This is a genomic window from Empedobacter brevis (genome assembly GCF_965118635.1).
Classification (GTDB): domain Bacteria; phylum Bacteroidota; class Bacteroidia; order Flavobacteriales; family Weeksellaceae; genus Empedobacter; species Empedobacter brevis_A.
The window spans coordinates 250707-274506 of sequence record NZ_CBCPHV010000003.1; the positions used below are offsets into that span (position 1 = coordinate 250707).

Here is a 23800-nt window from a genome sequence, read left to right on the forward strand (position 1 = left end):
GATTAATTTAAAGAAGATAAAATTGTAAATTTGTCGTCTCTAATTTTTTATAAGGAATGAATTATCCAAGCAAGGTTTTAGAACGAGCTGTAGAAGAAATGTCAAATCTACCAGGAATAGGAAAGAGAACAGCTTTACGACTTGTTTTACATATGTTGAATCGTCCAAAATCACAAACAACAGCATTGTCCGAAGCGCTTTCTCATTTAGTAGATGATGTAAAGTATTGCAAGCATTGTCATACCATTTCTGATGAAGAAATTTGTGACATATGCAATAATCCTTTGAGGGACGAAACTACAATTTGTGTTGTAGAAGATGTACGCGATGTAATGGCAATTGAGAATACAGGACAATTTAAAGGACAATATCACGTTTTAGGAGGAAAGATCTCTCCAATGGAAGGAATTGGGCCAGGGCAATTGAATATTCAAACTTTGGTAGATCGTGTTCAGAATGAGAATGTAAAAGAAATAATATTTGCTTTAAGTTCTACAATGGAAGGAGATACAACTGTTTTCTATTTGTATCGACAATTAAAGAATGTTGCGATTATCTTTTCTACCATTGCAAGAGGACTTGGAGTAGGAGATGAGTTGGAATATGCGGACGAAGCTACGCTTGTTCGTTCCATTCAGCATCGAATACCATATTCGGAAAATAAATTTTAAATGAAGTTATCTATAGTTATTGTCAATTATAATGCACCAAAACATTTAGAGCTTTGCCTTGATTCTTGTCAAGAAGCTTTAAAACATATTCATGGCGAAATAATTGTAATTGATAATAATTCATTAGAAGTTGATTTCACATTTCTAAAAGAAACTTTTCCGTCGGTAAAGTTTTTACTTCAAAAAGAAAACTTAGGTTTTTCAAAGGCGAATAATATTGGAGTAGAAGCTGCTTCGGGAGAATATGTTTTGATCCTTAATCCCGATACAATTATTCCAGAAAACATATTCGAATCTTTGATTGAATTTCATCAGTCCAAAGAAAAAATAGGTTTTGTAGGTGTTAGGATGATTAATGCAAATGGTCATTTTCATCCAGAATCGAAACGTAATATTCCAACAGCCAAGAATTCATTCTCTAAATTATATACGCGATTTAATCATTCGAGAAAAAATAATTATTACAAGTTAGAAGTTGGAGAATTTGAAACTGCACCTTGCGAAATCCTAGTTGGAGCTTTTATGTTTACAACAAAGAAAATCTATCAAGAGATTGGTGGTTTCGATCCACGATATTTTATGTACGGAGAAGATATCGATTTATCTTTTAGTGCAGAATTGGCTGGTTATACAAATTATTATAAAGGCGATGTAACAATATTACATTACAAAGGAGAAAGTACAAAGAAGGATATAAAATATTGTAAACATTTCTTCGAAGCAATGATGATTTTTTTAGAGAAATATTATCAAAAGAATTGGTTGTATTATCAACTTTTACGTTCAGGTATTTTGATCAAATATCTAATTCAATTATTTAAGTTTACAGTTTATCCTCGTAATAATAGCGTTAAAAAAGATGTAAACGTGGAAGATTTACTTTGGATAAATAAAGATTTTATGCTTGAATCCTTAACAAATAGGGAAATTGCAATAGATGCAAGTTTGTTTACTTATCAAGAAATATTATCTATTATTTCTGATCATAATTCGTTTTCACATTCATTTTATATTCGTCCTAAAAATAAAACATATCTAATAGGCGATAATAAGAATATTATAAACGTATAAGAATAAAAAAAAGCTGAATCTTAATGACCAGCTTTTACAGTATCTTTTTTCTCTACTTTCGTAGTTTCTGCTGTTTTAACAGAATCTTTTATTTCTTCGTGTTTCTCTTCAACAGCTTCTTCGTGCTTTTCGTGTGCTTCGTGAGCAGCTTCAGTTTTGTGGTGCATTTCTTCTGCAGTTGCAGGTTCATGAACTACAGGAAGAACTCCGTGATTCACACCTGGCTTAGAGTTACAAGAAGTAGCAAATGCCGCAATAGCTACTAAAAGAATTAATTTTTTCATGTCTTACAAATTTATTGTATGGTATATTATTATAATTGTTTTGACAAAATTAGTTAAAAACATTGAGTTCAACTAACTGATTTATTTCAATTGTGCAATTTTCTGAATTCCACCTTTTGTTTTATCTCCAACTTTTACATTGATTTCAGTATCAAGTGGTAAAAAGATATCTACACGAGATCCAAATTTGATAAATCCATATTCTTTTCCAGCAACAGCAGTATCGTTTTCTTTACTGTAACAAACAATTCTTCTTGCAACAGCGCCTGCTATTTGTCTAAAAAGAATTTTTGTATGCTCAGCATTTTCTACAACAACTGTTGTTCTTTCATTTAATTCTGACGATTTTGGATGAAATGCAACTAAAAATTTTCCTGGATGATATTTAGAATAAATAACTTTTCCATTTACAGGATAGCGTGTAACGTGTACATTTAGAGGAGTCATGAAAATAGATAATTGAATACATTTCTGATTCAAGAATTCGCTTTCATATACTTCTTCCAATACAACAACTTTTCCGTCTACAGGTGCAATAACACAGTTTTCAGACGAATCTGATTCTCTGATAGGATTTCTAAAAAACCAAACAATAAATCCGTAAAGAATCCATAATGGTAAGGCAAAGTAAAAACCATATACAGGAAAAAAATAATGTAATATTCCTGTAGCGATTGCAAATAAAATTAAGCAACCTATTAAAATTGCTGTTCCTTCTCTGTGAAGCTTCATAAAGTATATACTAGTAAATAATATAAATAAACAAATGGAACGACAAATATAAAACTATCTAGTCGATCTAAAAAACCACCATGACCAGGAATTAAATTACTACTGTCTTTTACATTAAAAAAACGTTTTAATTTAGATTCTGTTAAATCTCCTAAAGGTCCTAATGCAGCTACGATTAATCCAATAATCATCCAATTACCATGTAAGTTTTCTCCGAAATATTTTTGAATTAAAAAACCTGCTAATAAAGTAAAAATAATTCCTCCAAAAAATCCTTCCCACGTTTTTGCGCCCGAAATTTTAGGTGCTAATTTGTGTTTTCCGATTAAGTTTCCTGTTAAATAAGCAAAAGTATCGCTGCACCAAAGTAATAAGAAAACAAAGAATAATTCGTAATGCATTACTTTTTCACCTAAATGATAACCAAAACTTGGTAATGTTAGAGCAATTGCAAAAGGGGCGATAACATATGTTAAGCCTAAAGTTGCTTTACCAAAATCGTTCAACAATTCGTTGGTAGATTTGAAAATGGTATAAATGCTAAAAACAAATAAAACTGGAATGATGAAATATAAGCTTCTTAAATGAAAATAATAACGAGTATTGGTTTCGAAAGCTTCTAGGAATTCTTTTCCATAATATCCGAATACAACTAATGCAGCTAGAAGTGCACCTAGTTTATAAAGTTTATTTGTAAGATTTGTAATTTTAAAAAATTCGTACAAACAAAAAAGTCCAAAAACCATCATTAAAACAATTAACCCTTTTGGGTTTATCGTTGTTCCGAAAAATATAATAAGTGCATATATAAGTCCAGAGGAAGCTCTAATTGCTAAATTTTTCATAGCTAATCTTAATCTTCAACCAATAACAAATAAATATTCTTCGCGTTATCTACATTTGGAAATTTGTGCATATTTTTTCCTCGAATCGAAGTTATTTTAGATGGAAGGTTGTCTTTTTTTAATGTTCGTAATTTCTGTAAAGCCACGCTCACATTTTCTACTAATTGTGATGGGCGTGCATAGATAATAAAATTTGATGGAAAATCAGCAATATTTCTACCATAAGTTTGATGCGCAGACAACATAATACTTCCATCAAAAGCAATTAGAAATTCGCAACTAAGAAAACTAAGGGTATAACGAGATTCGCTAGGGTTTTCTACATAAGGAATATTGACAGAATTAAGAACTTGTTGTAAATGTGGATCAGGACAAATTAACTCAGTTACATTTTCGTAATTGATAATCTCTTTAAGGTTTTGAGAAGCTTCGTTTATATTATCACAAAACAAGAAATGCCCACCACCTACATTGAAGTTTGTAGCAAAAACTTCATCCATAGAGATTTTTTGGTCAGCGTAATTCGGATGAAACAAATCGATTTGATTGTCATCAGAATTATCTTCTGCCTTTTCAGTAGCTTTTTTAAGTAGGTTTTTAATTGCTTTCCACATGAAAACTCATAATTTTATATGAAATTATTCAATTACAGCCAAAGGTAATAATTTTTAACAATATAATGATAAGTTAAAAAAAAATCGTCCGAAATGGACGATTTTTATATTATTTTGAATGAATTTAATTAAATTAAATATCATTCCCAGATTCTGGTTGAATAACTTGTTCTGGGCCAGCATCTATTGCTTCTTCTTCTTTTTCTTCGATTTGATCTAGTTCGCTAATAAACTTTCTTGGTCCGAAAATTTCTTCTAAATCTTCTCTGAAAATCACTTCTTTCTCAATTAATTTTTGAGCTAAAATATCTAATTGTTCACGGTGTTCACGTAAAATATCTTTTGCTCTTTCATATTGAGCTTCGATCATTGTTTTTACCTCTTGATCAATTACCTGAGCAGTTTGTTCAGAATAAGGTTTACTGAAACCATATTCGTTTTGCCCAGATGAATCGTAATAAGAAATATTACCAACTTCTTTGTTTAATCCGTAAATACTTACCATCGCAGAAGCTTGTTTTGTTACTTTTTCCAAATCACTTAATGCACCTGTAGAAATATTATTGAATACAACTTCTTCAGCAGCACGACCTCCCATTGTCATACACATTTCGTCTAACAATTGTTCTGTCGTTGTAATTTGTCTTTCTTCTGGTAAATACCAAGCAGCGCCTAAAGAACGTCCACGAGGAACAATTGTTACTTTAACTAATGGTGCAGCGTGTTCTGTTAACCAACCGATTGTTGCGTGACCAGCTTCGTGGTAAGCAATACGTTTTTTCTCAGAAGGTTTTATAACTTTACTTTTCTTTTCTAATCCACCAATAATACGGTCAACAGCATCTAAAAAGTCTTGTTTTTCTACAACTTCTTTATTTTTACGAGCGGCAACCAAAGCTGCTTCGTTACAAACATTGAAAATATCTGCACCAGAAAAACCTGGCGTTTGTTTTGCTAAAAATTCGATTTCAACATCTTCACCTAATTTTAAAGGACGTAAGTGAACAGCAAAGATTTCTTTACGTTCGTTTAACTCAGGTAAATCAACGTTAATAATACGGTCAAAACGTCCTGGACGCATTAATGCTTTGTCTAAAACATCGGCACGGTTTGTTGCAGCAATTACAATTACATTGGATTCTGTACCGAAACCGTCCATTTCTGTTAATAATTGGTTTAACGTGTTTTCACGTTCGTCATTAGAACCTGTAAAGTTAGATTTTCCACGTGCACGACCAATTGCATCAATCTCATCAATAAAGATAATTGAAGGGGATTTTTCTTTTGCATTCTTGAATAAGTCACGTACACGAGATGCACCAACTCCTACAAACATTTCAACAAAATCAGAACCAGATAAAGAAAAGAAAGGAACTTTTGCTTCTCCTGCAACAGCTTTTGCTAATAATGTTTTACCTGTACCTGGAGGTCCTACTAATAAGGCACCTTTTGGTATACGTCCACCTAATTTTGTGAATTTTTCAGGTTGTTTTAAGAATTCAACAATTTCTTCAATTTCTTCTTTTGCACCTTCCAATCCAGCAACATCTTTGAAAGTTGTTTTGATGTGATCATCACCTTCAAATAATTTTGCTTTAGATTTTCCGACAGAGAATATTCCGCCTCCGCCTCCAGCAGATCCTCCAGCTCCCATTCTTCTGAATAATAAGAAGTAGATTAATCCGAAGAAAATAAGAGAAATGAAAAGATTCATAAATAATCCTCCAAAACCATTTGATACTAAAGTGTTAAGTTTTGCAGTTTTATTTGGACTTTTTTCCACATTTGCATAGAAATCTTTTTCAAAATTTCCAGCATCGGCTACATTAAATGTAAAATTAGGTGCTCTTTTACTAGAAAGAAAATTTAAAGATTCGTTTGTGTTTTTGAATTTTTTAAATTCTTCTGTATTTAAAGCATCATCAGTTAAATAAGCGCTAACTCTTCCATTTTCTTTTTCTAAATCAGCTTCTTTAACATATCCTTTTTCTACATAAGTAAGGAATGTTGTACGGTCGATATTTTTAGTCGTACCGCCTACGCCGCCAATATTATCAGAAAATAAAAGAAAGGCAATCAGTAATAATCCTATGATAGCATATATCCATGTAGGATTAAACCTCGAAGGTTTAAAATTATTTTTTTTCAATTTTTTTTGGTTTCAGTTATGATTAATATTCCATTTCGATACGCGTCTCTACAGCATCACCCCAAAGACTTTCTATATCGTAATATTCTCTGTATTCTTTTTGAAAAACATGAACAATAACATTTGTGTAGTCCAACAAAACCCATTGATTATTTTGTGTTCCTTCTACATGAAAAGGTCTTTCTGACATTTCTGTTTTTACAGTTCTTTCAATCGAACCAGCTAAAGCGCTAACTTGTGTATTTGAATTTCCTGTACAAATAACGAAGTATTGGCAAAATGCATTTTCAATTTCTCGTAAGTCTAAAATTGTAATTTCTTCTCCTTTAACATTTGTAATTCCATCAACAATGCTATCTAGCAAATCTTTTGTATATTGAGTATCTATCATCTTTTATTTTGTAATTCGCAAATTTAGTGAATCCTTATTAAAGTTTAAACTTTTTAAAATAACTTTAACCACTCTATAAAAGTAATAAAAAAAATGTATTTAATTAGTTTTGATTCTTTGCCTAGTACGAATGAGTTCTTGATGAATTTGTCCAAAAAAGATGCCAATAGTTGGACTGTCATACATGCTAAAAATCAAACAAAAGGAAAAGGTTATGCTGGAAATGAATGGAAAGTAGTTTCAGGAGAAAATTTAACCTTTAGTTTTTTGTTGAAAACAGATTATAGTTTTCAGGAATTAATTTATTTAAACGAATGGATTTCGAATGTTATTTGTCTATTTTTAAAACAATTTCATTCAAAATCTAACGTAAAATGGCCAAATGATATTATTTTAAATGATAAAAAGGTTTGCGGAATTTTAATTGAAAATTATCGTTCCAATGGAATAATGAATTCTGTAATTGGAATTGGAATTAACGTCAATCAAACTGATTTTAATCACTTGCCAAAAGCAACATCTATTCGAAAAGTAACTGACAAAGAATATGACATCGAGGAAATTTTGGCAGATTTAATGCATTTGTTTGAGGCAGAATTTTCAACTTTAGAACAAAAAAAGTTTAAAGAAATTCATCAAACTTATTTAGATAATCTGTTCAGAAAAGATAAAATATCTAACTTTAAACTTGATGGAATAGAAGTTGAAGGAATTATAAAAGATGTGAACGAAGCAGGAAATCTTTTGATTGAAATTAATCAAGAATTGAGAGAATTCAAACACAAAGAAATTGAACTTCTTTTTTAATCCTCAAGAAAAAGCTATTTTTGTTTTATGGAAGAATTTGTAGTTTTAGTTGATCAGGACGATCAAAAATTAGGATTGATGGAGAAACAACAAGCGCATGTAGCTGGATTGTTGCATCGCGCATTTTCCGTTTTTGTATTCAATTCGAAAGGTGAATTGTTGATTCAGCAAAGAGCTGCAAATAAATATCATTCTCCTACGTTGTGGACCAATACATGTTGTAGTCATCCGCGAGAAAACGAAACTTACGAAGAAGCTGCGCACAGACGTTTGCAAGAAGAAATGGGTTTTGATTGCGAGTTAGAATATAAATTCAATTTTATCTACAAAGCACATTTAGAAAATGATTTGATTGAACATGAATTAGATTATGTTTTTATCGGAACATTTAACGAAGATCCGAACTTGAATCCAGATGAAGTAATGGCTTCTCGTTGGGTAGATTTGGATGATTTGAAAAAAGATTTAGAAAAAAATCCTCAGGATTATACAGCTTGGTTCAAAATAATTTTTGAACATTATGTTTCGTATATCGAAGAATAAAAAATACAGAAAATGAAAGTTACGGTTAACAGAAAAGCACATTTTAACGCTGCGCACCGATTATATAACAAGAATTGGAGCGATGAACAAAATTTTGAAATTTTCGGAAAATGTTCTTACCCAAATTATCACGGACATAATTATGAAATTATCGTAGCTGTGAAAGGTGAAGTTGATCCAGCAACTGGTTTTGTGATGAATTTAGATGAATTACGAAAAATTATCGAGGTAGAAGTTGAAGATTATTTGGATCATAAAAATCTAAATATTGATATTGAAGAATTTAAAAATGTCAATCCAACTGCTGAGAATATTGTGATTTTGATTTGGAAAAAAATTAGAGCAAAATTAGCTGCTGAATTAGAATTGAAGGTAACTTTATACGAAACTCCACGCAATTTTGTAGAATATACAGGCGAATGAAATTAGGTGATCACATACCAACTTTTTCGTTAGAAGACAACAAAGGAAACTGGTTTAATTCGGACGAATTTTTGCACAAAAAATATTTTGTATTATTCTTCTATCCGATGGATTTTACACCAATGTGTACAAAAGAAGTTTGTCAATTTCGAGATGTAAATGCAGAATTTAATGCTTTAGATGCTGTAATTGTCGGAATTAATGGACAATCAACTTCTTCGCACGAAAGATTTTATACGAAACATCAACTCAATTTTCCGTTGCTTTCCGATAAAGGAGCGAAGTTGTCGAAATTATTAGGAATCAAAAAGAAATTTGGTTTAATCACACCGCGCGAAACATTTGTATTCAATAAACAAGGAAAATTAATCAAACACATTGTTTCTAATGTTGCCGAAACACACATAGAAGAAGCAGTGCAAGCAATAAAAAAAGACCAAGAAAATTAGTTTTCTTGGTCTTTTTGTTTGTATAATTTTTGTCGAATAAGAACTCGGTAAGTAAAAAAGATAACCGTTCCAATTGCCGAATAAACCAACATTGTTTGTACATCGCTTTTATCGAATAAATATTTAAGTCCAAACAACACGAAAAAGAAAATGATACTATAAATGATATTTTGTTTCATATGGTAAAAGTAGGGATAATTCCTATTTTGTTTTCGCTTTATTAATAGGATTCTCTGAAATAAATTAAAGTTTCAACTCTCCAATTCTAATTAATTTCTTAGAAGTTGCCAGTTGATTTGGATTTGTTCCAGGTTCATCTTGTGGAACTTCTTTTCCTTTTTTACGATAAAAATCAATCCAAAAATCATCAATCATTCCGGTTTCTTTGTTTTTGAAATTCATCGGAATTAGTTCGAAAATTTTGTCATCACGAAAAGCTCTTTCTACAAAATCGGAACAATATAATTCATCATCATTCAAAATATATAACCAATTATAAGGCTTTCCTAACATGGTTTTTGCTTTTGCAATTGCTTTCGGAATGGTTGATTGATATTCATTTTTAAGACGATAAATAACAATTTTATTATTATTTTCGGTTTGAGAAGTATAAAAATGATGAATTTCTTCTCGTTTCGATCCGCCTTTTGTAGAAGCATGTAAAACAAAAATAGAATCTGTAGTTTTTTCTATAAAACCAACATGATCAAAATTTGTTTGCTCTGATATTTTTGTAACTCGACTTATTGCGCCAGAAAGTTCTTCGGTTTCTGCGCCAACAAAAATTAAATCTCCATTTTGGATATTTTTCAATGAAATCTCTTGTTTTTCTTTTATTACTTTAGATTTTGTACAACTATTCATTGTCAAAGTAAATAGAAGTAAAAGGATAGGAAATAAAATGAATATTTTTTTCATTCGGAATGAATTATTACTTTTAATCTACGAATTAACCAAAAAGATGGATTTTAAAAAAATTTTAACCATATCAATTGTCATTTTATTGATTTTAGTTGGTGTTGCAATCATAATAGGTAGCAACAAAGATCGACGCGTTTTCTTTATTCAAAGCGTCGATAAACCAATTGAAAATGTTATTCATTCTCGTTTAGATACTGATTATTCATACGAAATTGTAAAAGTAAAAGGTAAAACAAATGATACAATTTTGGTTGTTCCTTGTGAAGGTTGTCAACCAGTAAAGCTGTCTGGTAAAATAAATGAAAAGTTTATGAACACCTTTGGTAAAGGAAAATCTGTTATGCGTTTCGAGCCATATAAGGCAACTACAGTTGATTTAAAAATTATTCATAAAATTAGATAATCTTCATCATTAAGAAATTTTTCTAAGAATTATTTCCTTATTTTTGGGAGAATTATAAACTTATCAAAGCAAACAAACATGAAAGTAACTGCATTAAACCAAAAGCACAAAGATTTAGGTGCGAAAATGGTTCCTTTTGCTGGATATGAAATGCCAGTACAATACGCAGGTGTTAACCAAGAACACTTTGCTGTACGCGAAAAAGTTGGTGTTTTTGACGTTTCTCACATGGGACAATTTTTTGTAAAAGGAGAAAAAGCAACAGACTTATTACAACACTTATTGACTAACGATGTAACGAAAGTTGCAATTGGTCAAGCTCAATATAACGCAATGCCAAACGAAAAAGGAGGAATTGTAGATGATTTAATCATTTATAAAATCTCTGATGATGAATGGATGGCAGTTGTTAATGCTTCTAACATTGAAAAAGATTGGGAATGGATGAACAAACACAATACGTTTGGAGCAGAATTAACAAACAAATCTGATGAAATGTCTTTATTGGCAATTCAAGGTCCAAAAGCAATCGAAGCAATGCAAGCATTGACAGATGTTAATTTAGCAGAAATTCCATTTTATCATTTTGTGATAGGGAAATTTGCAGGAATCGATAATGTAATCATTTCGGCAACAGGTTACACAGGTTCTGGAGGTTTTGAGATTTATTTCGCAAACGAACAAGCAGATGAAATGTGGGACAAAGTAATGGAAGCAGGAAAATCTTTTGATATAGAACCTTGTGGTTTGGCTGCTCGCGATACTTTGCGTTTAGAAAAAGGATATTGTTTGTATGGAAATGATATTAATGACGAAACAACTCCACTAGAAGCAGGATTAGGTTGGGTAACAAAATTAGATACAAACTTTATTTCTTCTGATATTTTGAAAGCTCAAAAAGAAGCTGGAGTAGAGAAGAAGCTAGTTGGTTTCAAAATGATTGAAAGAGGAATTCCTCGTCACGATTATAAAGTTGTAGACGATAACGAAAATACAATTGGTATTGTAACTTCAGGAACACAATCTCCAATTTTGAAACAAGGAATTGGTTTAGCTTATGTAAATACAGAATTTGCGAAAGTAGGAACGAAAATTAGAATTCAGATTCGTGATAAAAATATCTTAGCAGAAGTAGTAAAAACTCCTTTTGTTTAAATAATTATTTCTAGTATATGAAAAAGCTTCTGATAAATTCGGAAGCTTTTTTGATGAATTCATATTATTTGATATTTTTTTGACTAAAATATTTATATAAAGTTAAAAATGTTTTGAAATAAGTAAGGATTTAATAAAAATATTAATAATTGTTAAAAAAATACTAAATTAGGTTTGTTTTAATATGATAAATGTTATAGTTTTGAGTAAACAGTATTACTAATCAAGTATTATTAATTAACACTAATTATGATTTTAAGGCTTCTTTCCAGAAGCCTTTTTTGATTTTTTTACTTTTGAAATTTTCATTATTTCGTAATAATTGGATTTCATTCAAAGAGATTTAAATTTTAAAATAACATAAAAAAACTGCTTTATGAAAAATCATAAAGCAGTTTGTGTTTTTAAATATCGTCTGTGTACAAATCTATCATTGGACGAGGCGATTTTCGTTTAATTTGTGATAACCAATAAACAAAAATTCCGATTCCGTTTCCAAAAATAATGATTGTAATCCAAACTAAACGTTCATCACTTTTTATCAAATTTGGGTTCTTAAGCGCATGTACAATGAAATAGACAAAAGAGATAACTCCTGTGAAAAAACTCATCAATACCAAAAAGATAAAAATAATGAGGTTCCCTAATAACGCACTTAAAAGTGATTTAGAACTTCCTATATGGCCAAGTTGAGCATCGATTGTGCTAAACATTGAATAAAAAATTCCAAAATAACTCAATAAGCCAAGTATAAATAAAGTGAGTGGAACAATAGCCAAAATAGCTTGTAATTTTGGATTGTTCAAAAGAGATGTTAAATCTCTGTCAATTAATAGATTTTTCATCATTCGAAAAATAATCTTTTATTTTTTTTGCTTTAGATTTTCCTATACAATCGGTTAATTCTAACAAAGATGCATTTTTTATTCGTTCAACCGATTTAAATTTTGTTAATAATTCTTTAATTGTTTGCGGGCCGATTCCTTCAATTTCTTCTAAAGCTGATTTATATGCATTTTTACTTCGACGATTTCGATGACGCGTAATTCCAAATCGGTGAGATTCATCACGAACATGTTGAAGAACTTTTAAGGTTTCAGAATTTTTATCCAAGTATAAAGGATAAGGATCATCAGGATAATAAATTTCTTCTAACCGTTTTGCAATCCCAATCACAGAAACTTTTCCGCGTAAGCCTAAACGATCAATTGATTTTAAAGCTGAGCTTAATTGTCCTTTTCCACCATCAATCAATATCAATTGAGGCAAAGGTTCACCTTCTGCTAAAACTCTCGAATAACGTCTTTCTATCACTTCTTCCATTGTTGCAAAATCGTTTGGACCTTCAACAGTTTTGACATTGAATATACGATAATCTTTTTTGCTTGGTTTTCCATTTTTGAACACAACACAAGCCGAAACTGGATTTGTTCCTTGAATATTCGAGTTGTCAAAACCTTCTATATGTCGTGGTTCTTTGGGCAAACGCAAATCAACTTTCATCTGATTCATAATTCGATTTGTATGACGATCAGGATCAACAATTTTTGTTTGCTTGAGTTGTTCTAAACGATAAATTCGAGTGTTTTTTAGAGATAAATCGACAATATGTTTTTTATCTCCAATTTTAGGAACTGTAATTTTTCGATTCGGAATTTCTAGACTTAATTCAAACGGAACATAAATTTCTCTCGAATTTAGATTAAATCTTTCCGAGAAAACAATAATTGCGCGTTCTAATAAATCGGCATCCGTTTCGTCCAATTTCTTTTTCCATTCTTCTGTATGTGATTGTATGATTGCTCCGTGATATATTTTCATGAAATTAACGTAGGCATATTCTTCATCCGAAGTAATCGAAAAAACATCAACATTGGTAATTGTTGGCGAAACAATTGTTGATCTGGCTTGATAATTCTGTAGGGCTTCAATTTTTTCTTTAATTATTTGCGCTTTTTCAAATTTTAAATCAGATGCATATTTCGACATTTTATCGACTAAATATTGTTTCGCTTCGTTAAATTCTCCTTTGATAATATTGCGAATCGCCGAAATCTGCTCGTTATATTCTTCTTCTGTTTGATAGCCTTCGCAAGGACCAAGACAATTGCCGATATGATATTCTAAACAAACTTTGAATTTATGATTTTCAATATTTTTTTCGCTTAAATCATACGAACAATTTCTAAGTTGATATAATTCTTTTATCAAACCTAATAAAACTTTCATCGATTTTCCGTTAGAATATGGTCCAAAATATTCAGAACCATCTTTTACTACATTTCGAGTCGAAAAAATACGAGGAAATCGTTCATTTTTAATGCAAATCCAAGGATAAGTTTTGTCGTCTCTTAAAAGAATATTGTATCTCGGTTGATGTTCTTTAATTAAATTATTTTCTAATAACAGCGCATCGTATTCAGAGTTTACGTTTATCGTTTCGATATTGTTAATATTACTTACCAAAACACGCAAACGTTTAGAATCGTGTTGTTTATTGAAATAAGAAGTTACACGACGTTTCAGGTTTTTTGCTTTACCAATATATAGCAAATCTCCTTTTTTGTTATAATACTGATAAACACCAGGCGTTTCGGGTAAACTCGCTAATTTTAATTTTACATTTTCATTCATCAAAATACCTCTACAACATTTACTTTTTGCTGTTCATCATCAATATAAATCAAAATTTTTGATTGAATATGATAACCTAAATTTTTAAAAAATTCGGCATATCTATTTACTTGAAAATGATGATCTAAATCTGGTTGACCAGTTTTGTAATCTATAATCGAACAATTATTTTTTGTATCAATTACAACACGATCGGCTCTGAAAATTTGCCCATTTTCATCAATAAAATCGCGTTCATTCAAAATAGTTAAACCTTCAGCAAAATATGGAACTAATTTAGCATCTTGTAATAAATTTTGCAAGGTTTTTTGTAGATGTTCTACATTTTCGGTAGAAATTGTTCCTCGCTGTTTTTCACTTTCAATGATTTTTGGTAAATCTTTTTGCGTTATAATTTGAGATAAAATGTTGTGAACTGTATTTCCGAATTCAGTGAATTTTAATTTTTCTTGTGCTTTTTCCGAATTTGTATTTATCACTAAACGCGTATTCCAATCGGAAGAATAAATTTTTAATTCAGCTGAAGAATTCTCTAGTATTTTAGGTTTTGAAATTCTTTTTGGTGTTCCTTTCAAGACAATTTCATCCTCAGAAAAACCTTTACTGAAAACAAATTCATGCAAATAATTTGCAATATTTTTTGATTGAGAAGATTCTTTTGGTTTTTGGGAAATCATATACAATTGTTCTTTAGCACGCGTTGTTGCAACATAAAGTGTATTAATTTCATCCAATTGAACAAGATTTTCTTCTTCGTTAATTTTCGATTTTATTGCTTCATTTTTGATGGATTTTAATTCATTGTTAATTCCAACATAAAATGTATCGAATGGATTTTCTTCATCTTTTTGTAAAGGAATCCAAATTTTAGAATTCTTACTTTGCCAATCTAAAAAAGGTAAAATAACAACAGGAAATTCCAATCCTTTCGATTTATGAATCGTCATAATCTGAATTGCATCAACACCTTTTGGCGTTTTGATACTTGCTTTATCTTTGATAGTTGACCAAAATTCAAGAAAAGAATTTAGATCTGATTCATTTTTTGATGAATATTCTAAAATAACATCAAAAAAACTTAAAATATAAGCTGGCGAACGTTCTTGTAAATCTAAAGTTCGGATTGCTTTTTCTGTAAAATCGTATAAAGAAAGATTTTGATCTTGAATAAATTCTAAATCAATTCCAAGTGATTTGGTTAATTTTATGAACTTTGGTAAATCTCCTTTTAGAGCTTTTTCAACAGTGATGGTTAAATCATCTGTTTTGAATAATTCTAATTCGTAAGCAACCATTAAAAAACGAATTTTAGATTGTTCGTCTTGCGGATTTGATGTGATTTTGAATAAATATTCGATTAATTGAATTTCGAATGAATTTTTTAATAATAAAGCTTCGTTCGAAATAACAACTAGATTATTTTCGGTCAAATATTTTGCTAATAAAATCCCTTGTGCATTACTACGAACCAAAATAGCAATATCGTTTAAAGAGAAACCATTTTCTCGGCAATCTTCAATTGTTTTCAGCACGAGTTCCAAATTTTGTTCTTTAAATAAATCTTTTGATCGTCCTTCTTGTTCGATAAAATTTATTTTGACAAAACCATCTTTTTGATGATTGGTTAATTGTTTATTTCCAATTTCATATAAATACTGAAAACTAGGTAAATTAAGTTTTGGAGCAATAAATGAATACAATTCATTGTTAAATTGAATGATATTTTCGTGGCTTCGCCAATTTTTTTCTAATTCTTCAACTTTAATATTTTCTTCTTCCTTTCGGTCGATCAAATCTATCATTTGAGCAGGATTTCCTCCACGCCAACGATAAATAGATTGTTTTGCATCGCCAACCAACATAATTGTATCAGATTGTGCGCGCGCATTTTCAACTAATGGATTTAGATTATTCCATTGTAAAGTAGAAGTATCTTGAAATTCATCAATAAAATAATGGTTGTAACGTGAACCAATTCGCTCGTAAATAAAGTTGGCTGGTTGTTGTTGCAGATTTTTACTGATAATGGTATTAAATTCATTTATCAATAAAACATTTGAATCTTTTTTAATCGAATCTAATGATTTTTCAACTTCATTAATCAACGAAATTGATGAAATATTTTTTTGAATTGATGTTAATAAAAGCAAGTGATCATTGATATTTGCTGCTTTTTCGAACAAATCTTTTATCGCAGGAAAAAGAGATTCGGCAGTTGCGTCTTTCACTTTCGAAAGATAACCACCTTCTAAAATATCTTTTGTATTAGCATCTGTAGGTAAAATCAATCCAAAACCATCAAAGTTTTTCAATTTTGTGAAAAAAGCTCCAATTCCTCTACTTTTCCCAGGTAATTCATTGATTGAAATTCCATTATTTGCAAGCAATTCGAAAAATTCATTTCCAATTGTAATCAATCCATCTTTCAATGTTTTTATATCATTGAAAATAACTTTTCGATAACGAATAAATTCGTCTAACGAAATATTTTTCAATTTTTCTAAATCTTGTAAATGACGATCATTAGAAATGTCAGAAGTGTCAGAAGAAAGTGTTTTGCGAATATCCCACGATTTATTTTCGTCCATATTATCCAACGCAATTTTAATCATTGTTTGCGTTAGCTTTTCGTCTTCTCCAATTTTAGAATACAATAAATCAACCGATTCATTAATGATTTCGTTGGTATTCATTTCGACATCAAAATTCATGGATAAGCCCAAATCTTGCGCAAAAGATTTCATTAATCGAAGATTGAATTTATCAATTGTAGAAATTGAGAATTTTGAATAATTATGAAGAATAGCAATCAAAATATTGTATGCTTTCGTCTTGATTATTTCTGGTTTCAAATTCAATTCCGAAGCTAATTCGAGAATGTAAGGATCTTCTTTTGGTTTCGGATTTTTAGCAATTTCTTCTAAGGTTTCGATGATACGCTCTTTCATTTCACCGGCAGCTTTGTTGGTAAATGTAATGGCTAAAATATGCTCGAAATGATAATCACTTTCATTCGTTAATAATAACGAAAGAAATTCTTTTACCAAAGTGTAGGTTTTACCTGCTCCAGCTGAAGCATTGTAAATTTTGAAATCGCCTGCTTGTAACAAATTCTGAATTTTTAGGAAAGTTAAACAATCTTCTCAAAAATAGAAAATCAGAATGCCAAAACATGACGTATAAAAAAGGAAGCCCAATCGAGCTTCCTTTGAAATGTATAGAAAAAGTATAATCTTTTTAATTAGAAAATATATTTTACTCCAATTTTTACACCTCCTAATACTCCTGAATTCAATCCAAAATTAAAATCATTTGTTGCATCGCCGTCCTTAGGCTTTATAGCATTCCAAGAAGCAAGTCCGAAAGAAGTTTCTATTGACCAGTTAGATGATAAAAAGTAATCTAAACCTGGAGCGATTTCGATTCCATATCCTGTATATTTAATATCTGTTTCATAACCTACAGTTTCATAAGTATTTTTACCAAATAAAAGAGGAACTGAAGCTTGTCCGAAAATGAATAATTTATCGTTTACTCCCCAATATTTTCTAACTAAAGGTTGAACAATAAATTTATTTCCTTTTGTTGTAACTGTTGAACTTGTGTCATCTTTGCTTCCTACATATCCAATAGCTCCTCCTACAGCAACACTTGGAGAAATGAAATGACCTACTGCTGGTAAAATACTGTAATTTTGTGTGTCTCCATCATTAGAAGTTCCGTATCCTGCTTGTCCCATTAAGAACCATTTACCTTTTAGACCTTCATTTTCTTGAGCATTTGCATTTGTGAAAGCAAATACTGTAGCAACTAGTAAAACTATTTTTTTCATATCTATTATAATTAAATTATTTTGTAAATATAAAGGAGTATTGTGTATTTTATAAAATGATTAAAATCAGATAATTGAGTGTTTTTTTTATTTAAAAATGTATAAATTATGGGGTATCAATGAATTATTGAATAAGTCTTATTGAAAGTATGAACCTAATTTTGATTCAATTAAAATTATAGATTAATATATGTTTTAAATTATGGATTATGATTTCTTTAATTCTTTTTTTTATTGTATAGAATTATAAAAAAAAGGAAGCCCGAACGAGTTTCCTTTTTTGAAAATGCTATAACTACTATAAAATTTTTATTATTTCTTAATTTCTTTTTTTAGTTCCTTTTGCCTTTTTTCAATTTTTTTTAGCATTTGTTTAGTATTTTTTTCTTGTAATTCAAGTTCTTTCTTTTTCTCTTCAAGATATTTACTCATTTCTTTAGGATCTTCAGAATAAAATGTTTTTACAGTAAAAGTACCTAATTTTTGTATTTCTGGATTTTTAGGATCAACTTTAAATTTCATTACTTCTCTTACTGAATGTGGTTCTACTGTAATTGCCCACGGATTTTTAGTTTGTTTTTCTATTTCTGTATTATCAATTCCTTTATTTTTTGAATAACTTAGACTATAACCATTATCCATTCTTTTTGATTTTAATTGATTTTCTAAATAAACTCTATCAATTTCAGAAGTCGAAATTTTATGCTTAACTCCATTTTGGTCTGTATAAAGTGAAACATTATTTTTGAATTCAATATTGTTTTTTAATGTTGGCATTTCAGCTTGCGTTATTTTCTTATCAATTTTCGGAATATCATTCTCCGAGTTAAAAATTTTGATAACACTTGAATCTTTTTTGATAACTTCTATAAAACCTTCTTTTTTTCTCACAAAAACTTTGTCAATTTCTTTTGGATCAATTTTTTGTAAAATTTTTCCATCCGTTCCATACAAAATGGTTGGAACCATACTTTTTTTCATGACAATATCTTTGATTTTGATCGAATCATTCAAAATAATATCTCCAGCATCGTTCAAAGTGATTTTATTTTGTGGATTATTTTTCAAAATATTTTTTAATTCCTCTTTTGTAACAACTTTTTCTATTGGTGAAGTTGTTTTGGTTTGCTTTGTTTTAAGAAGAGAATCTTGTATATTATCTGCTTGACTAAATATTTCTTCAGCTTGCGATTGAACAGGTTTTTCTAATGCTTGTTCTATTTTTTGAGCTTTTTTCTCAACTTCTTGTGCAAAAGATTTTTGGCTAAATAATACAAAAGCACTCAACATAAAAGGTAACGATGCAAAAGATAAGATTTTTGCTTTTCGTTTCGAAGTATTTTTTGTCATCATAATTAAGCGTTTTTTGGTTAAAATAAAATTGAAATTACTTGCTACCATTGATGGATTTTGTGTAGCGATACAATCTAAAATTTGATGTTGATATGTTTTTAAATCAGAATTTCTTTTCAAAACGTATTCATCAGCTAAAAATTCATGATTTAATTTGATTGATTTTTTATAGAAATAAATGAAAGGATTGAACCAAAATAGAATTTGAAAAACTTCTATTAAAAGAATGTCAATGCTATGTTTTTGAATGCAATGTGCTTTTTCGTGATTAATTAAGTTCTGATGTAAGTTTTGTAATTGTTTTTTGGGAATAAAAATATATTTCCAAAAACTATAAGGTTGGTTTGCTTCTAAATCGAGAATGTATGTGATTCTATGATCACTAATTTTTTCTTCAGTTTTTATTTTAAACATCAGTTCGTATAGATTATACACAAATCTTATAAGAAGCAGAAGTGAAATTATGATATAACTGAACATTAAAATATCTCCGAAATTAATTCTTTTTTGGGTTTGAAATAATTCGGGATTTTGCATCAAGAAAGCTAAGAGTTCTGGCGAAATATTAGTTTCATTGGCTGTAATTGGCAAATCGATTTTGTACAATGGTGCAATCAAAGAAAATATCAATGAAAAAAGTAGATAAAATCGGTTGATTTTATACATGCTTTCGCGTTCTAGAAAAAGTTTATAAAAAGAATATAAAAATCCAGAACAAAGTATAAATTTTATAAAAAAAGCAATCATAGGCTATTTCTTTTTACGATCTATTTCATTATCGATTATATCGCGTAATTTTTCCAATTCTTCGACAGACATATTGTTAGATTTCGCAAAAAATGATGCAAATTGAGAAGTTGAATTATTAAAGAAATTTGAAATCATTCCTTTTACTTCTTTCGAAAAATAATCATCTTTTTTTACCAAAGCGAAATATCTGCGCGAATTTCCCATTTGTTCGTAATCAATATATCCTTTGTCATGCATTCTTTTTAATAAAGTAGAAATTGTCGTATTTGCAGGTTTTGGATCGTCGTAAGAATCTATAATATCTTTTGCAAAAACTTGTTTTCCGCTCCAAATGACTTCCATTACTTCTTCTTCTCTTCTTGATAATTTTGCTTTCATATCTACAATTATATTTTCTGTTACTACAAATATAGAATATAATTTAAATTTAGAAAGTTGTTTTACAAATATTTAACAATCAGATACAAAAAAAGGAGCAAAAAGCTCCTTCAATATTTTATGTGTGATGATAATTACATTTCTGTCAATTTGTAAGCGACACCAATGCTAAAGTAAGTATTGGTAATTTTGTAGTTATCATTCATTCCTTGTGGAAAAACATTATTAATGTTTGATAATCCTTTTGTAAAACGAGCATTGATTTCCAATTCATCAGTGATTTTGTATCCAGCACCGAAGTTTAGGCCGAAATCAAATGTTTTGAAGTTATCTGTAACTTTTACTTTCGTATCTGTTTTTCCTTCTTCAATTTTTGCTTTTGCAGAAACTAAAAATCCTAATTGTGGACCAAATTCAACATTTAAACCATCCATAATCTCATAACGACCCATCAAAGGAATATTAATATTGTGAGTTACGATTTTGGCTTTAGAATTATCAGTTGTTTTTAATCCAGCACCTTGTTTTGAATATAAAAGTTCTGGTTGAAAACTAATTTGATCAGTGATTTTGTAATTGGCATAACCACCAACATAATAATCTGTTCTGAATTTTGTTTGATCATCATATAATTTTCTAGAATCACCAGATAAAGTTGGGAAGTTAAGTCCTCCTTTACTCCTAAATCAATTTGCGCGTTTGCTGCACTTAATCCACCAAAAAGTGCTATTCCTAAGATTAGTTTCTTCATTTTTTTATTACTTGAGTCTGAGTTATTTTGTATTTAATTCAAAAGTAAAGTTTTATTCATAGATAAGATTGATTTGTTTTGAAAAAATCAATAATGCTTTCGATTCACAATTTTTATGCCTTTTTTGTTAAAAAGTGATAAAATCATCAGAATTTATAGTATTTGATTCAAATAATCTAAAATTATTTTGGTTGCATTTGGAGAATTTTGAACGAAATCTCCTGCTTTTTTACCACTTTCTTTTCTGAACTTTTCGTCATTCATCAAACGATTCATGATTTCATTAAAATTGTTTTGATTAGAAATTGAAAATCCTCCGCCAATCTCAATTAAATCAACAGCTTCTTGAAATTTCTTGTATTTAGGTCCAAAAACCACAGGGTTTCCAAATGTTACAGCTTCTAATGTATTATGAATCCCAGCGCCAAAACCTCCGCCAATATACGTAATATCTGCATAGACATAGACTTTTGATAAAATTCCGATTGTATTTAGAATGAAAACTTTCGAATCATTTAGCATTTGATTATTCGTTTTTTCTAAATCTGAATATTTAATTGCTTTTTGATTAATTTTAGTTAGAAAAGAATTGATTTCTGCTTCATTCAAATTATGCGGAGCAAAAAGAATTTTCCAATTCTCATTTAGTTTTTGATTGATTAATTCAACAAATAATTCTTCGTCCTTTGGCCAAGAACTTCCGACAACAATTAGTTTAGAATCAGCTTTGAAATGATCCATAAAATTTAACTGATTATCTTGATGAATAATTTGTTTTACACGATCAAAACGAGTATCGCCTGCAATTGTGCTTTGCGAAATATGTATGTTATCTAATAAATCTTTTGATTGTTGATTTTGTACAAAAAAATGATTGATTAAGTTTAATTTTTTAGCAAACCAGTTATTTCCATTATTCTTAAAAAAGTTTTGACTTTCTCTAAAGATTGCTGAAACTACAATTGTAGGAATGTTGTGCTGATGCAAAGCTGTAATTAAATTGAACCAATATTCGTATTTCACCAAAATTAAAATTTCTGGATGAAGAACTTTTATTAATTTTTCAGCATTTGATTTTGTGTCCAAAGGCAAATAAAAAATTAAATCTGCACCTTGATAATTTTTTCTGATTTCATAGCCCGAAGGAGAAAAGAAAGAAACGGCTATTTTGTGTGTTGGATATTTTTCTTTCAATGCTTCAATTACAGGTCGACCTTGTTCAAACTCGCCTAGAGATGAACAATGTATCCACAAAACTTTATCCGTGTTAGAGATTTTAGAAGCTATTTTTTCTTCCCAATTTTTTCTTCCATCTACCCAAAGTTTTGCTTTTTTATTAAAATTTGAGGCCAATTTTAGCGCCATTCCGTACGCCTTAATCGATGTGTTATAAAATCCTTGCACAATGTTGCAAAGTTAAAAATTTAGAATTAGCTTTTTTTGTACATTTGTTGTAATAATAACAACTTTTTTAAGTTGTAGATTTTGAAAGATTCATTAAGATATGAAAAAAATACAAATGGTTGACTTACAAAGTCAATATCAAAAAATAAAAGGTGACGTTGATGCAGCAATTATGAATGTGTTAGATTCTGCTGCTTTCATTAATGGTCCTGAAGTGAAACAATTTGAAACAGAATTACAAGAGTATCTTAACGTAAAACATGTTATTCCTTGTGGAAATGGAACAGATGCTTTGCAAATTGCTTTAATGTCTTTAGGTTTAGAGCCAGGAGATGAGGTCATCACAGCCGATTTTACATTTGCAGCTACAGTTGAAGTAATTGATTTATTAAAATTAAATTCTGTATTAGTTGATGTTGATTATGATACTTTTACAATTGACACAGAAAAGTTAAAAGCTGCAATTACACCAAAAACGAAAGCGATTATTCCAGTCCATTTATTCGGACAATGTGCGAATATGGATGAGGTTATGACAATCGCAAAAGAACATAATTTATATGTTATAGAAGATACTGCACAAGCTATTGGAGCTGATTACAAAGGACAAAAAGCTGGAACAATTGGACATATTGGTTGTACATCTTTCTTTCCTTCTAAAAACTTAGGTTGTTATGGTGATGGTGGTGCAATTTTTACAAATGATGATGATATTGCACATCGTTTACGTGGAATTGTAAATCACGGAATGTATAAGCGTTATTATCATGACGAAGTAGGAGTTAATTCTCGTTTAGATTCTGTTCAAGCAGCGGTTTTACGTCGAAAATTACCATTGTTAAATGATTATAACGCGGCTCGTAATAAAGCGGCGGCATATTATACAGAAGCTTTTAAAGATATTGATGCTTTGTTAACTCCAACAAAAGGAGAAGATACTACGCATGTTTTTCATCAATATACATTACGTGTTACAAATGGAAAACGTAACGAATTGCAAGCTTTCTTAACAGAAAAAGAAATTCCTGCAATGATTTATTATCCAGTTCCTTTACGTAAACAAGTAGCGTATGATAATGGACATTATAACGATGCAGATTTCCCAAATACAAATAAACTGGTAGAAGAAGTTATATCTTTACCAATGCATACAGAATTAGATGAAGAGCAATTGGCTTATATTACATCAGCTGTACGTGAATTTTTTGGAAAATAATTTATCATAGAAATAACCTAAAAA

Annotated in this window: 25 protein-coding genes and 1 pseudogene; 9 read left to right on the forward strand and 17 right to left on the reverse strand. The window is 29.7% G+C overall.

From position 1 onward, the window contains the following. Window positions 1-56 precede the first annotated feature (56 nt). Both recR and ACMHJW_RS05640 read left to right on the forward strand, forming a co-directional pair. On the forward strand, window positions 57-671 hold the full coding sequence (gene recR / locus ACMHJW_RS05635; protein WP_413532438.1) for a recombination mediator RecR: 615 nt from the start codon (window positions 57-59) through the stop codon (window positions 669-671). After that, a complete protein-coding gene (locus tag ACMHJW_RS05640; protein ID WP_413532439.1) occupies window positions 672-1742 on the forward strand; it encodes a glycosyltransferase family 2 protein in 1071 nt (356 codons plus the stop codon). 20 nt (window positions 1743-1762) lie between these two features. On the opposite strand, the gene ACMHJW_RS05645 is transcribed toward ACMHJW_RS05640, so the two are convergent. The 6 genes from ACMHJW_RS05645 to rsfS form a co-directional block, all read right to left on the reverse strand. Continuing rightward, on the reverse strand, window positions 1763-2026 hold the full coding sequence (locus tag ACMHJW_RS05645) for a hypothetical protein (RefSeq protein ID WP_413532440.1): 264 nt from the start codon (window positions 2024-2026) through the stop codon (window positions 1763-1765). A gap of 81 nt (window positions 2027-2107) precedes the next feature. Further along, window positions 2108-2758, reverse strand: coding sequence for a phosphatidylserine decarboxylase family protein (locus tag ACMHJW_RS05650; RefSeq protein WP_413532441.1), 651 nt, complete (start codon window positions 2756-2758; stop codon window positions 2108-2110). Continuing rightward, window positions 2755-3603 (reverse strand): phosphatidate cytidylyltransferase, encoded by an 849-nt coding sequence (locus ACMHJW_RS05655; protein ID WP_413532442.1) that lies wholly within the window; start codon window positions 3601-3603, stop codon window positions 2755-2757. Before ACMHJW_RS05655 ends, ACMHJW_RS05650 begins: the two co-directional genes overlap by 4 nt. A gap of 8 nt (window positions 3604-3611) precedes the next feature. Continuing rightward, complete coding sequence (locus ACMHJW_RS05660) at window positions 3612-4217, reverse strand: hypothetical protein (protein ID WP_413532443.1); 606 nt, start codon at window positions 4215-4217, stop codon at window positions 3612-3614. Between the two features lie 133 nt (window positions 4218-4350). Next, a complete protein-coding gene (gene ftsH, locus ACMHJW_RS05665) occupies window positions 4351-6366 on the reverse strand; it encodes an ATP-dependent zinc metalloprotease FtsH (RefSeq protein ID WP_413532444.1) in 2016 nt (671 codons plus the stop codon). A 22-nt stretch (window positions 6367-6388) separates the two neighbouring features. Next, the gene (rsfS, locus tag ACMHJW_RS05670; protein ID WP_413532445.1) at window positions 6389-6757 is read right to left on the reverse strand and encodes a ribosome silencing factor; all 369 of its coding nucleotides are present in this window, start codon (window positions 6755-6757) and stop codon (window positions 6389-6391) included. Between the two features lie 93 nt (window positions 6758-6850). Between rsfS and ACMHJW_RS05675 the strand changes: the two genes are divergently transcribed. From ACMHJW_RS05675 to ACMHJW_RS05690, 4 genes are read left to right on the forward strand one after another with little or no spacing between them, the layout of a single operon-like run. Continuing rightward, complete coding sequence (locus ACMHJW_RS05675; RefSeq protein WP_413532446.1) at window positions 6851-7564, forward strand: biotin--[acetyl-CoA-carboxylase] ligase; 714 nt, start codon at window positions 6851-6853, stop codon at window positions 7562-7564. 27 nt (window positions 7565-7591) lie between these two features. Beyond that, complete coding sequence (gene idi, locus ACMHJW_RS05680; RefSeq protein ID WP_413532447.1) at window positions 7592-8107, forward strand: isopentenyl-diphosphate Delta-isomerase; 516 nt, start codon at window positions 7592-7594, stop codon at window positions 8105-8107. Window positions 8108-8119: 12 nt separating this feature from the next. After that, window positions 8120-8530: a 6-pyruvoyl trahydropterin synthase family protein gene (locus tag ACMHJW_RS05685; RefSeq protein ID WP_413532448.1), complete on the forward strand. Its 411-nt coding sequence runs from the start codon at window positions 8120-8122 to the stop codon at window positions 8528-8530. Further along, window positions 8527-8979 carry a peroxiredoxin gene (locus ACMHJW_RS05690; RefSeq protein ID WP_413532449.1) on the forward strand — a complete coding sequence of 151 codons (453 nt, stop codon included), beginning with the start codon at window positions 8527-8529 and terminating at the stop codon, window positions 8977-8979. Before ACMHJW_RS05685 ends, ACMHJW_RS05690 begins: the two co-directional genes overlap by 4 nt. Here ACMHJW_RS05690 and ACMHJW_RS05695 read toward each other — a convergent pair. After that, the gene (locus ACMHJW_RS05695) at window positions 8976-9158 is read right to left on the reverse strand and encodes a hypothetical protein (RefSeq protein WP_413532450.1); all 183 of its coding nucleotides are present in this window, start codon (window positions 9156-9158) and stop codon (window positions 8976-8978) included. The two genes, ACMHJW_RS05690 and ACMHJW_RS05695, sit on opposite strands and share 4 nt — an antisense overlap. A gap of 64 nt (window positions 9159-9222) precedes the next feature. Continuing rightward, entirely contained in the window at window positions 9223-9897 is a 675-nt protein-coding gene (locus tag ACMHJW_RS05700; RefSeq protein WP_413532451.1) for a YiiX/YebB-like N1pC/P60 family cysteine hydrolase, read from the reverse strand. A 43-nt stretch (window positions 9898-9940) separates the two neighbouring features. Between ACMHJW_RS05700 and ACMHJW_RS05705 the strand changes: the two genes are divergently transcribed. Both ACMHJW_RS05705 and gcvT read left to right on the forward strand, forming a co-directional pair. After that, the gene (locus tag ACMHJW_RS05705; RefSeq protein ID WP_413532452.1) at window positions 9941-10303 is read left to right on the forward strand and encodes a hypothetical protein; all 363 of its coding nucleotides are present in this window, start codon (window positions 9941-9943) and stop codon (window positions 10301-10303) included. Between the two features lie 78 nt (window positions 10304-10381). After that, a complete protein-coding gene (gene gcvT / locus ACMHJW_RS05710) occupies window positions 10382-11458 on the forward strand; it encodes a glycine cleavage system aminomethyltransferase GcvT (protein ID WP_413532453.1) in 1077 nt (358 codons plus the stop codon). A 404-nt stretch (window positions 11459-11862) separates the two neighbouring features. On the opposite strand, the gene ACMHJW_RS05715 is transcribed toward gcvT, so the two are convergent. The 9 genes and pseudogenes from ACMHJW_RS05715 to ACMHJW_RS05755 all read right to left on the reverse strand — a co-directional run bounded on the left by ACMHJW_RS05715 (window position 11863) and on the right by ACMHJW_RS05755 (window position 22560). Next, a complete protein-coding gene (locus tag ACMHJW_RS05715) occupies window positions 11863-12303 on the reverse strand; it encodes a hypothetical protein (RefSeq protein WP_413532454.1) in 441 nt (146 codons plus the stop codon). After that, on the reverse strand, window positions 12284-14092 hold the full coding sequence (uvrC, locus tag ACMHJW_RS05720; protein ID WP_413532455.1) for an excinuclease ABC subunit UvrC: 1809 nt from the start codon (window positions 14090-14092) through the stop codon (window positions 12284-12286). Before uvrC ends, ACMHJW_RS05715 begins: the two co-directional genes overlap by 20 nt. Continuing rightward, on the reverse strand, window positions 14092-17202 hold the full coding sequence (locus ACMHJW_RS05725) for a UvrD-helicase domain-containing protein (protein ID WP_413532456.1): 3111 nt from the start codon (window positions 17200-17202) through the stop codon (window positions 14092-14094). Before ACMHJW_RS05725 ends, uvrC begins: the two co-directional genes overlap by 1 nt. A 131-nt stretch (window positions 17203-17333) precedes the next feature. Continuing rightward, entirely contained in the window at window positions 17334-17924 is a 591-nt protein-coding gene (locus ACMHJW_RS05730; RefSeq protein ID WP_413532457.1) for an outer membrane beta-barrel protein, read from the reverse strand. A gap of 312 nt (window positions 17925-18236) precedes the next feature. Then, entirely contained in the window at window positions 18237-19943 is a 1707-nt protein-coding gene (locus ACMHJW_RS05735; RefSeq protein ID WP_413532458.1) for a M56 family metallopeptidase, read from the reverse strand. An 84-nt stretch (window positions 19944-20027) separates the two neighbouring features. After that, complete coding sequence (locus tag ACMHJW_RS05740; RefSeq protein ID WP_413532459.1) at window positions 20028-20405, reverse strand: BlaI/MecI/CopY family transcriptional regulator; 378 nt, start codon at window positions 20403-20405, stop codon at window positions 20028-20030. A gap of 134 nt (window positions 20406-20539) precedes the next feature. Beyond that, window positions 20540-21022: pseudogene (locus tag ACMHJW_RS05745) on the reverse strand (porin family protein); the annotation flags it as partial. Further along, entirely contained in the window at window positions 20914-21156 is a 243-nt protein-coding gene (locus tag ACMHJW_RS05750; RefSeq protein WP_413532460.1) for a hypothetical protein, read from the reverse strand. The gene ACMHJW_RS05750 and the pseudogene ACMHJW_RS05745, both read right to left, overlap by 109 nt. Before the next feature lie 153 nt (window positions 21157-21309). Beyond that, the gene (locus ACMHJW_RS05755) at window positions 21310-22560 is read right to left on the reverse strand and encodes a 3-deoxy-D-manno-octulosonic acid transferase (protein ID WP_413532461.1); all 1251 of its coding nucleotides are present in this window, start codon (window positions 22558-22560) and stop codon (window positions 21310-21312) included. A gap of 100 nt (window positions 22561-22660) precedes the next feature. On the opposite strand from ACMHJW_RS05755, the gene ACMHJW_RS05760 reads away from it, so the two are divergent. Next, window positions 22661-23776: a DegT/DnrJ/EryC1/StrS family aminotransferase gene (locus tag ACMHJW_RS05760; protein WP_413532462.1), complete on the forward strand. Its 1116-nt coding sequence runs from the start codon at window positions 22661-22663 to the stop codon at window positions 23774-23776. Window positions 23777-23800 lie beyond the last annotated feature (24 nt).

Excerpts from the sequence above, each read along its gene's own strand:
- ACMHJW_RS05750 (WP_413532460.1), bottom strand. The coding sequence starts at position 21,156 with ATGAAGAAACTAATCTTAGGAATAGCACTTTTTGGTGGATTAAGTGCA.
- ACMHJW_RS05690 (WP_413532449.1), top strand. The coding sequence starts at position 8,527 with ATGAAATTAGGTGATCACATACCAACTTTTTCGTTAGAAGACAACAAA.
- rsfS (WP_413532445.1), bottom strand. The coding sequence starts at position 6,757 with ATGATAGATACTCAATATACAAAAGATTTGCTAGATAGCATTGTTGAT.
- ACMHJW_RS05675 (WP_413532446.1), top strand. The coding sequence starts at position 6,851 with ATGTATTTAATTAGTTTTGATTCTTTGCCTAGTACGAATGAGTTCTTG.
- recR (WP_413532438.1), top strand. The coding sequence starts at position 57 with ATGAATTATCCAAGCAAGGTTTTAGAACGAGCTGTAGAAGAAATGTCA.
- ACMHJW_RS05650 (WP_413532441.1), bottom strand. The coding sequence starts at position 2,758 with ATGAAGCTTCACAGAGAAGGAACAGCAATTTTAATAGGTTGCTTAATT.
- ACMHJW_RS05700 (WP_413532451.1), bottom strand. The coding sequence starts at position 9,897 with ATGAAAAAAATATTCATTTTATTTCCTATCCTTTTACTTCTATTTACT.
- ACMHJW_RS05685 (WP_413532448.1), top strand. The coding sequence starts at position 8,120 with ATGAAAGTTACGGTTAACAGAAAAGCACATTTTAACGCTGCGCACCGA.
- ACMHJW_RS05760 (WP_413532462.1), top strand. The coding sequence starts at position 22,661 with ATGAAAAAAATACAAATGGTTGACTTACAAAGTCAATATCAAAAAATA.
- ACMHJW_RS05640 (WP_413532439.1), top strand. The coding sequence starts at position 672 with ATGAAGTTATCTATAGTTATTGTCAATTATAATGCACCAAAACATTTA.
- gcvT (WP_413532453.1), top strand. The coding sequence starts at position 10,382 with ATGAAAGTAACTGCATTAAACCAAAAGCACAAAGATTTAGGTGCGAAA.
- ACMHJW_RS05740 (WP_413532459.1), bottom strand. The coding sequence starts at position 20,405 with ATGAAAGCAAAATTATCAAGAAGAGAAGAAGAAGTAATGGAAGTCATT.
- ACMHJW_RS05735 (WP_413532458.1), bottom strand. The coding sequence starts at position 19,943 with ATGTATAAAATCAACCGATTTTATCTACTTTTTTCATTGATATTTTCT.
- uvrC (WP_413532455.1), bottom strand. The coding sequence starts at position 14,092 with ATGAATGAAAATGTAAAATTAAAATTAGCGAGTTTACCCGAAACGCCT.
- ACMHJW_RS05715 (WP_413532454.1), bottom strand. The coding sequence starts at position 12,303 with ATGAAAAATCTATTAATTGACAGAGATTTAACATCTCTTTTGAACAAT.
- ACMHJW_RS05660 (WP_413532443.1), bottom strand. The coding sequence starts at position 4,217 with ATGTGGAAAGCAATTAAAAACCTACTTAAAAAAGCTACTGAAAAGGCA.
- ACMHJW_RS05705 (WP_413532452.1), top strand. The coding sequence starts at position 9,941 with ATGGATTTTAAAAAAATTTTAACCATATCAATTGTCATTTTATTGATT.
- ACMHJW_RS05695 (WP_413532450.1), bottom strand. The coding sequence starts at position 9,158 with ATGAAACAAAATATCATTTATAGTATCATTTTCTTTTTCGTGTTGTTT.
- ACMHJW_RS05645 (WP_413532440.1), bottom strand. The coding sequence starts at position 2,026 with ATGAAAAAATTAATTCTTTTAGTAGCTATTGCGGCATTTGCTACTTCT.
- idi (WP_413532447.1), top strand. The coding sequence starts at position 7,592 with ATGGAAGAATTTGTAGTTTTAGTTGATCAGGACGATCAAAAATTAGGA.
- ACMHJW_RS05730 (WP_413532457.1), bottom strand. The coding sequence starts at position 17,924 with ATGAAAAAAATAGTTTTACTAGTTGCTACAGTATTTGCTTTCACAAAT.
- ACMHJW_RS05655 (WP_413532442.1), bottom strand. The coding sequence starts at position 3,603 with ATGAAAAATTTAGCAATTAGAGCTTCCTCTGGACTTATATATGCACTT.